Genomic DNA, 10,049 nt, shown 5'->3' on the forward strand with positions numbered 1-10,049 from the left:
GAAGATATATACAATTTATTGCAAAATGAAGCGTACTTGGACTATAAAGGTCAACGCTATGTAATCAAAAGTTGTGCAGCGTCATATGACGGTTTAATTCAAACGAAAGAAATAACAGCAAGTCATATTATGTATGAATTTCAAAATCATTATGTGAGTAAAGATATTTCTAAAGAATCGTTAAACGAAGATTCATCAGATTCTAAACCACAACAGGTAATACTTGAAGAGTATTTAGAATTTGCTTTTAAAGACAATAAATTAGGTTTTTCATATGAAATCGTGGGTGATTTTAATAAATCTGTAAGTATCGAAGAATTAGGTAGTAAAAATGCTATTGAATATATAGTTGAAGGTGCAGACTTGTTTAATTATATATACTTTGCAAATAATAAAAAAATATATTTTTATGATGATCATTCATTTTATCAATTAACTGAAAAAGTGATTCGGTATAAATACAATAACGATTCCGTTAAAGCAACCATAGATACGAGGGAATTAAAAACCATCGTTAAAGGATATGGAAAAAAGCTTACGGAACAGGACACAAAAAACTACACACCTATTAAACCTCCTCAATTAACGTATACAGGTACATTTATAAAAGATGGAACATGGCGCACTGAACAAATCGGGGCGTCTTTTTCTTATACCTTAAATTGCAAATGGGGGAATGAAACGATTGTATATAGCCTTAAACGTATGAGTAAGGGTGGCATAGTGCAAATATACTTCGATAATAAATTAGTTGGTGAATACAGTTGCTATAGTAAAACCGCAAATACGCAAAACATTACGTTGAAAAAAAGTGCAGATAAAGGAAAGCACACAATAAAAGTTGTATTTAAAGGGCCGAAAAATAATGTTGATTACAAGAAGTCGAAACCATGTATGTATGTGGGTACGGAGAAATCTACTGTCATAAATGCTACGGCAACATTAAGTGGTGACCAACTGTACAGTACAACATATACGCACACATCAGCTAATTATGATGTCTTTGGCAGACGTGAAGCACCTGATGTATTTGATGATAGTGCAACTGAACAAGCAGACCTAAAAACTACGATGTTAAAAGATTTTAAAGATACACCTGATATTGATTTAGAAATTAACTACATTGGCGATGAACCAATTGGAGAACGCGACAGTATTTGGTTTGTACACGAAATTATGGGTTACGATTCGGAATTGAAAGTTGTTAGTTTGAAACAGACACACCCACTCAATCAGACACCTGATGAAATAGGATTTAGCAATAATAAAAAAGATATTGTTCAAATCAGTAATATGATGACGAATAAAATTAAAAATGTAAGTAGCGCACTTAATAGGGCTAAGCTTAACAATATATATAGTTCAAAACCACTTAAATATCAAGCTGGTGAAATTGTAGGGAGTGTGATTTTAGATGAATAAAGAAGTACCTATCATCCGTGAAATAAATGAATCGGATGATGAATACTTTCCACAAACACATGTTACAGCTGTTATAGGCATAGAAGATTTAATTGAATCTTATCTTATTACAGATATTATTTTAAAGTCACCTTCAGGAAAACAATTCAAATTAGTTGTGGATGATAAGGGTGTACTTAACGCACAACCATTGGAGGGAACAAATACATGATAAGACTTAAAAGAGATTTAAGCCCTTTTTTAGATGGGACATATCGAAATGAGAATATAAGTAATTTTGATAAAATAGAGTATGGTCATAATAATTTAATAGAAGATTTTATGTATCATAAACTTAAACAAGTAAAAGCACATTCAACAAATCAAATTGACCACAACGGGTCAACGTTAAATCAAAAACTAGATAGACAAGATAATCGAATATCAAACATTGTTAAAGGAGAAATTGACGACCCCGGTTCAGAAATTTTAGATGCAAGAGTATCTATGGACGGTCAAACACATACGGTGTTATATGACCGACTTGAACATGATTTTGATTTCGTGAAGCAAGAAATTAGTAGAGTAGAAAATAAGTTTGTGGATATTAATTTTGAAGAATATAACGCAGATAATACAGGACAAACAGATGTAGCACCTCAATTACAGAATGCATTAGACCGAATCAAACAAGCGAAAGGTGGTCGTTTGTTCATACCTGCAGGAAGTTATCTTATTCACCAACCGTTAATTGTGTATAGAAATACTACTGTTGAAATGGATAATAACGCAACTATTTTAAGAGGGAAAACGAACGAGCTGTTCATGAACGCTAAATACACTGATGCTTACGCAGGTTATGAAGGTAATGGTAACATTCATTTCAAAGGTGGCACGCTAGATCATAACTACGAACAGATTGATAAATACCCAGATGTTGAAGCAAACATGGTCAATTTAATGCACGCTCAAAATATTACTTTTACAGATGTTCGTTTCAGAAATACGTTATCTTATCACTCTATTGATGCAAATGGTATACGTAATTTAAAAGTAACAAATTGTATTTTTGAGGGTTATATCAATAAAACGACACAAACCATGAAAGAATCAATTCAATTATCAGAGTACGTCGATGCCAGTATTGATGGTGCAGGCAAGTTTGATGGTACTCCTTGCCAAGATGTTATTGTCACAGGCTGTACCTTTAGACCATCTGACATATTAGGGGCACCTGATGTAGGCGTAGGAAATCATTTAAGTGTGCACAACATATGGCAATCTAATATCACAGTTACACATAATGTTTTTAACGGGTGTAAAGGTGCAGGCGTTAGACCATATAAATGGAAAAATGTAAGGATAGAAGGTAATACGTTCGAAAGTTGTGCGGAAGGTGTTCGTATTTCGTCTGTAGGCGGTTTGGATAAGAGTGCAAATGATATAAATAACGTACCGAGTGAACAACCCCAATCAGGCGAAATGTACTTTATTAATGGTAATATTTTCAAAAATTATTCAAAAACAGGTGTAAGTGCTTTTGGCCAACAGTATAATGATCTAACTGCAAAAGTATTTAATATTCATATAAATAATAACGTTTTTGATTGTGACAACAACGACAAAGGGGAAGCTGTAAACCTTAATCTATGTGCAAATGTTCATATCAAAGATAACTCATTTAATTACGGTTATAGAGGTGTCCGCCATACAGGGTGTGACACCTTATTTATTGATAAAAACTATTTCAATAATGTTAAAACAGAAGCGATATATAATGAAATTTCACAGTATACAGGTTATGCAGCATTTGCTAGACACATACACATTACAAGTAATTTAATCAATGTTACTGGACGTAATGGCATATTCATACAATATGCGAAAAACTTTTTCGTTAGAGATAATACCGTAACGAATACCAACCAACAAACGGAAGATGGTAACCCTCGCGGTGGTATTTATTTAGCGTATTGTGAAACGGGCGCAGTTGAAGGTAATCACTTATGGGGTGCTGATAAAGATTTCGCCATTCGTTCCGTAGGACAAAAGAATACAACTGTGTTCAACAATGGTGGTTCAGGTGGCGTGTATGTCGATGGCACAGACAACGAAAATTCATCAGTCATTGGTTATAACAACGTAAACGTATCTAACGAAATAACTAAACTCAAAACGAAAGGTGTGTAATGCATGGTTAATTATGAAAGTGCACCTAACAAAAAAGCAAAATTAGTATTAGAAACAACAGCATTTAGGCAAAGTAGAAGCGACTTAAACGTCGCTTTCTCTACTGCCGATAAAGATACAGGTATTTTTGAATTTACAGTTACACAAAACGGTAAACCACTTCTTTTAGGTGATTCTAACGTTAAAACAAGCATCGTCTATGTACATTCTAATGGTTTAAGTATTAGAAAAGATTTAGATATTACAGACGGTTTAAACGGTAAAATATCAACACTTGTACCTAATGACATTTTAAGTAGTCCAGGTAAAGTTACGGCTCAAGTTTATGTAGCTGTTAAAGGAAAAGAAGCAATCGTTGCTGAACGTATATTCAGTTTTACAATAGAAAAAAGTTTAATGTGGGAATTTGATGCTGAAACGAAATTAAATTACATCATTGAATTTGATGAATTAGAAACGTTAATTAAACAACGTATTTATAACATTGAGCAAGCAATGAAAAATCAAGAAGATTACGTAGCGAAGATAGACCAAGCGCGTGATAAAGGATTATCTGACATTGAAATTGCTAAGACAAATAGTGTTAAGGAAATTAATGATTTAGCAGACACAAAGCTAAATGAATTGACTACAAAGTCATCACAATACGCATCAGATTTGAATAACATCAATGATAGTATGCAAGGGAAAATAGATAAATTTAATACTGATGTTCAGCCAAGTAATTATGTAAAACAAACAGATACTACGAATTGGCAGAAATATGCTTTCACAGATAGCACAGGTAAACGTCAATATTTAGGTACATTATCTAAAAGTGTGCATACATTATCAGCAGGCTTTTATGAAGCTATCATACCAGGTAATAATACATTCGATTGTCCGTTAGATCCTGGTGGTGCAGAAAATTCATATTTTGCAGAAATCAATGTAACTGAAGGTAATAGTAGTAGAAAAGTTATCGAACTAATCCACAGTGATTTAAATATTGTATATCGAAAAACAATCCACACAAATGGCGTTCCTAGAGATTGGAAAAACCCTACTTTAAATATGGAAACAACACAAGGTGCGCAAAGTAAAGCTGATACTGCTTTAAATAGTGCGAAAGCCTATGCTGATAGCAAATTTTACGATACAGGTTGGCAATCTCTACCACTTATGAGTGGTTTTGTTAATGATGATACGCTCGGTGTTTCTATGTATCGAATTAAAAATGATATTTGCGAAATTATTTTCAATATGAAAGTAACAAAAGATATTTTAAGCACAGGCTCACCATTCCTAACATTACCAGACCAATATTTACCTAAATATGCTTTCAGTTTTCTAGCTAGAACAAACGGAACGCTAGGTAAAAACCCTGTTAAATGTAGTTACGATACAGTAAATAAAATTTTCAAAGTATGGCAAGACAATAACAATACAATGGCTATAGGTGATTACATCTACGGTCATTTAACTTACTTAGTGGGGTGATTAGATGTATAAACAAGTTTTCGATTATAACGGAAAACCTTTTTTAGTTAAAGCTGATGATGATGGTGTATTAGATGAAGAAGATTTAAAAGCACAAAATCTTTATCAATATACAGAAACAATGCCACCTTATGATTTATACCCACCTAGACAGTTTGATGGAGAAAATTGGCATGGTGCTTCTGAACAACAATTTCAAGATGCTAACCAACCACCATCTGTAGTGCCTAGTCAGTTAGAAATGATAGTAGCCAAATTACAAATACAAGTTGTGAAAGGTAATGTTCAGTTAAAAGATACGGAAAAACAACTTGCTAATGCTTTAATTGAGATTTCTAAATTAAAAGGGAGTGTTGAATAATGTGGCCGACTTACGAAAGTATTAAATGGTTTTATGATATAAACGCTTATACAAATGAAGATATAGCAACATATGTAGAGCTAGGAGTAACAACCAAAGAGGAATACGCCAAAATCACAGGCGAAGAATATCCGGAACCACAGGCTTAGACTTGTGGTTTTATTTTATAGAAAGTGGGTGAATCAATGCTAGAAGATAAAAAAGGATTAAGTCTTTTCCAAATGATCGTTGTTGTGTACTGTATGGGATTTGGTATGTATTCGTTATGGCGTGGTGCTTATTGGGTGTTTTTTGCTGATAAAGCATCTACAGAATCGCCATTATATATGTCAATGCATCAAATAATTAGTTTGTTCTGGTGGGGGATGCCGTTCTTAATTGCTGGTGTATTATTAATGATTGCTGGGTTAATGGTACCTTATTATAAAACCAATAACTATTTTCTCTACTTGTTTACCATAGGTCACATCATATCTATGGTATTTTATTATATCTTCACACTCGCAGGGTTCCATAATGCCATCAATATTTTGACACCTGGACAAAATTTAACTTGGGCAGTTATTTCAGGTGTGATGGCATTTATTGGAGGTGTTTCACTGTGGAATCAAAAGACAACGAAAAAGTAAGTTACTACTTACCACGGCATGAGTTTTTAGAGAAACGCCTTGAAATGTTTAAGTATATTGATGATGGAGATAAGCGTGTGGAAGGCCAATTAGAACAAGTTAATTTGAGCTTACACACATTCATAGAAAGTCAAAAACCGATGCAAGAAACAATGAATGGTTTGCTCGAAGAAACAAAAACTATTAATAAAAATATTACAAAACAAGTAAGACGTACAGAGAAATTAGAAGATGAACAAGAGCGGATTAAGGTATCAATTACCACGATGCAAAAAGAACAAACACAAAAAGTTTCGGAGAGAAATAAATTGATTCTAGGTATCTTAGGAACACTTGCTGGTGCTGGTGGTTTAGTACCTGTATTGGCACAAATATTTTTTAAATAAGTCGACTTCGGTCGGCTTTTTATTATGGAGGTAATGAGATGAATTGGAAATTAAGATTTAAGAATAAAGCTGTATTAACAGCAATGATTAGTGCAATATTACTATTCGTTAAACAAATCACTGATATTTTTGGCATAGATATTAACACACAACTTGAACAAATAAGTGGCGTGTTAGGTGCGATATTAGCGTTATTAACAGGATTAGGTGTGATTACCGACCCTACGACAAAAGGTGTGAGTGATAGTGGTATTGTTCAGACGTATAACAAACCACGTAAAGATGTAGATACACCAGTGATATATAAATCAGAAACAAAAATGAAAACACCTCAAGAATACGATACGACACAACCTTTTAGTGATGATAGTGATGAAATTGTACATGACGATGCAACAGGTGGCAGTTCTTACACTGAATTAGACAAATCAGAACATGATTTAACAAATGAAAAAGCATTAGTGGAAGGTGAAGAAGATGAAAACACAAGCACAAATTAACGCACGTTTAGATGCTTATAGAAAAGGCACTGTGGATAGTCAATATCGAGTAAAATCATGGCGTACTGATGAACCAGGTTGGACACCAATGGAGCCAGGTAGTATAGACGTAGATTTAAGATATAACGCTCAATGTATGGATTTACCATTAGATTATGTATTATGGCTAACAGATAACAAAATTAGACTATGGGGTAATGCGAAAGATGCAATTCACAATACATTCCCAAGTGGCTGGAAAGTCGTTGAAAACAAACCAAGCACTGTACCTAAAAGAGGTTGGATTGGTGTTAATACGATTGGAACTTTTGCCGAATACGGTCACATTTATATCGTAGATGACCCTGGTAATACTTCGCATATGAAAGTACTGGAACAAAACTGGGACGGCAATGCTAACAAGAAACCTTCGAATCGTTGGGATAATTACTATGGTTGTACACATTTTATTGTTCCACCTGTAGCACCAGCGGTTAAAACAGTAGCTACTAAGAAAAGTGTAGCGCCTAAATCAGTGACTAAGAAAGCTACAGCACAACCTAAAATTGAAGTGATTGATAAACACATTACAGGTTACAATATGACGAAACGCGGGCATAACCCTAAGGGCGTAGTCATTCACAATGATGCTAGTGTAGGTAACTATAAAACATACTATAATAGTTTGGTGAATGCAGGATATGACAGATTAGCTAATGGTATAGCTCATTGTTATGCTGATAGACATGGTATATGGCACGCTATAGATGAAGGACGTATTGCTTGGCATGTGGCTGATGGTGTTCAACCAGGTTCTGGAAACTATGAATATTACGGTATTGAAGTCGATGAATCTATGAAAGCTACTGATAAAGAATTTTTAGCTAATGAACAAGTGGCATTACAAGAAGCAGCACGATTACTGAAAAAATGGAAATTACCAGCTAATAGAAATACTGTGAGATTGCACAATGAATTTTCTAGTACAAGCTGTCCGCATCGTTCGTTGAAACTTCATGCAGGATTAGATCCATTGCAACATGCGATTACCGAAACAGCCAGACTTAAATTGAAAGACTATTTTATTAAGCAAATACATGCTTATATGGACGGTAAACAACCAGTTGCTACCACAACAACTAAACAACCAGGCAGTGCTTCGACACCAGCTACAAGACCGGACAATCAAGGTTACAAAAAGAATCAATATGGTACTTTATATAAATCAGAAAAAGCAACATTTACTGCTAATACAGCGATTATCACACGTACAACTGGACCCTTTACAACATGCCCACAAAGTGGGGTTTTGCAAGCCGGTCAATCAATCACATATGATGAAGTGATGAAACAAGATGGCTATGTATGGGTTGCGTATACAGCTTATGATGGTACAAGAGTTTACTTACCGGTTAGAACATGGGATAAGACAACCGATAGCAGAGGTAAACTATGGGGTACAATTAATTAATAAGTATGGTACAATAGAATTACGTCATATACTACAGGGTAGGCACTAGGTGCTTGCCCTGTTTTTTATGCGTAAATATAGTATAATAGGTGTATAGATACATGAGAGATACCATGTGTCGCAAGAGTTGGTCTCGGCTGGTGACTTCTTCCAGTCCAGTATCTATCGAGAGGTATAGGCACACCCAACCACCCCCACTAGTCACTGGGTGGTTATTTTTTAGAAGTAATATGTGTTGGGTACAATTAGCTAATATTATTTGGTCATGATATAATTAATTTAGATAATTTTTTCTCCAGAATTTTTATCTCATTTTTAAATACATTTGTTTACACCTCTTTATGGGGTGTCTTTTTTATGTTAGATTATTAGTAGACAAACTTTATCTTTAGAATATTGTCTCTTTTTTTAAATTTCTAGTAGGCATCTCTATATGAGATGTCTATTTTTATGTTACGTAAGTAGATATTAGAATTAATCTGTGTTACATTATTATAAATCTCCCCAGACTATTGCTTTGAAATATTTTGCTGAAAACTTGTTTGAGATTTTTTATTATTGTATTATCTAATATATTATGGTAATTTGAGTTAAGAGGGTTTCTTAACTCCCTAAGAAGCTCTAATTGTTTTTAACTATTGCTTTTAAACAATTAATTTCCTTATTGTGCAAGCATTCTCCAGATGCTTGCTTTTTTGTATTAATCGGTAAATTATGATAAATTAAAAATAGAGCTTTAGGGCCCACCTTTCATTTTAAATGTGTTATACGATTTGCAGACAGGATTTCCGACCTGTCTGTTTTTTGTTTTTAGATACAACCTCTAGGGTATAATATTGAAACATGCACTAGTTATCCAACTATTGCTTTTATAATGAATCAAATCTCCGTCATCCAAGCATGTCCCTGGATGAAAGTTTGGGGTAAAGGGCAGGCACACAAGCGCTTATCCTTTTTGTATAAAAATAATAAATATCATTAAGTTAATATTTTAAATATACACTAGCTCTGTTTAGAGTAGGTACAAGGTGCTTGCCCTATTTTTTTATGGAAAAGTTTAAAATATTTTACAAAAAGCACTATTTATAATATATAATGTAAATAAAGGAGGTGTACCAAATGACAAGTCGTATTAGTATTAAAAGCAATGTATTAAAATGGGCGATTTTAAAATCAAATAAAGATTTTAAAATTATAGAAGAAAAATTCCCTAAATTAAAATCATGGCTATCAAATGAAATGAATCCTACATTTAAACAAGTTCAAAGTTTAAGTTCATTTTTGAATATACCATTTGGTTACTTGTTGATTGATACACCACCAAAAGAAGATTTAGAATTACTAAAATTTAGAACTTTAAATTCTCAGGAGGATGATAATCCTTCAAGAGAGTTAATTGATACAATAAATGATATGAAAACAAAACAAAGTTGGATGAAAAACTACCTAATAGAGGAAGGCTATGATTCCAATCATATCGTTAACCGTTTAAACATTAATCAAAATACTACTCATTTAGCTGATAAATTAAGAGAACTAATAGATTTACCAATAAACTGGTATGAGTATCAAAGAACAAATGTTTATAAATATATGAGAAATAAATTAAGCTATAATGGTATATTAATGATGCAAAACGGAATTGCTAAAAAT

10 protein-coding genes and 1 pseudogene are annotated in these 10,049 nt (G+C 33.4%); all 11 read left to right on the forward strand.

Annotated features, from left to right (window positions below):
- On the forward strand, positions 1-1,422 hold a 1,422-nt coding region (locus tag RPL90_RS06545; RefSeq protein ID WP_313547032.1), incomplete at its 5' end, for a prophage endopeptidase tail family protein.
- A complete protein-coding gene (locus RPL90_RS06550; protein WP_313547035.1) occupies positions 1,415-1,633 on the forward strand; it encodes a hypothetical protein in 219 nt (72 codons plus the stop codon). The genes RPL90_RS06545 and RPL90_RS06550, both read left to right, overlap by 8 nt.
- A complete protein-coding gene (locus tag RPL90_RS06555) occupies positions 1,630-3,591 on the forward strand; it encodes a glycosyl hydrolase family 28-related protein (protein ID WP_313547038.1) in 1,962 nt (653 codons plus the stop codon). Before RPL90_RS06550 ends, RPL90_RS06555 begins: the two co-directional genes overlap by 4 nt.
- 3 nt (positions 3,592-3,594) lie before the next feature.
- Positions 3,595-5,070 (forward strand): BppU family phage baseplate upper protein, encoded by a 1,476-nt coding sequence (locus tag RPL90_RS06560; protein WP_313547041.1) that lies wholly within the window; start codon positions 3,595-3,597, stop codon positions 5,068-5,070.
- A gap of 4 nt (positions 5,071-5,074) precedes the next feature.
- Positions 5,075-5,431 (forward strand): hypothetical protein, encoded by a 357-nt coding sequence (locus RPL90_RS06565; RefSeq protein WP_313547043.1) that lies wholly within the window; start codon positions 5,075-5,077, stop codon positions 5,429-5,431.
- A complete protein-coding gene (locus RPL90_RS06570; RefSeq protein WP_313547044.1) occupies positions 5,431-5,580 on the forward strand; it encodes an XkdX family protein in 150 nt (49 codons plus the stop codon). The genes RPL90_RS06565 and RPL90_RS06570 overlap by 1 nt, the downstream gene beginning before the upstream one ends.
- 36 nt (positions 5,581-5,616) lie before the next feature.
- Positions 5,617-6,060 (forward strand): hypothetical protein, encoded by a 444-nt coding sequence (locus tag RPL90_RS06575; RefSeq protein ID WP_195718463.1) that lies wholly within the window; start codon positions 5,617-5,619, stop codon positions 6,058-6,060.
- Positions 6,033-6,446: a hypothetical protein gene (locus RPL90_RS06580; protein WP_313547050.1), complete on the forward strand. Its 414-nt coding sequence runs from the start codon at positions 6,033-6,035 to the stop codon at positions 6,444-6,446. Before RPL90_RS06575 ends, RPL90_RS06580 begins: the two co-directional genes overlap by 28 nt.
- A gap of 38 nt (positions 6,447-6,484) precedes the next feature.
- Complete coding sequence (locus tag RPL90_RS06585; protein WP_313547053.1) at positions 6,485-6,946, forward strand: phage holin; 462 nt, start codon at positions 6,485-6,487, stop codon at positions 6,944-6,946.
- Positions 6,924-8,396: an SH3 domain-containing protein gene (locus RPL90_RS06590; protein WP_313547056.1), complete on the forward strand. Its 1,473-nt coding sequence runs from the start codon at positions 6,924-6,926 to the stop codon at positions 8,394-8,396. Before RPL90_RS06585 ends, RPL90_RS06590 begins: the two co-directional genes overlap by 23 nt.
- A gap of 1,119 nt (positions 8,397-9,515) precedes the next feature.
- A pseudogene (locus tag RPL90_RS06595) lies at positions 9,516-10,049 on the forward strand (hypothetical protein); the annotation flags it as partial.

This window comes from Staphylococcus kloosii, from assembly GCF_032139365.1.
Lineage (GTDB): Bacteria > Bacillota > Bacilli > Staphylococcales > Staphylococcaceae > Staphylococcus > Staphylococcus kloosii_A.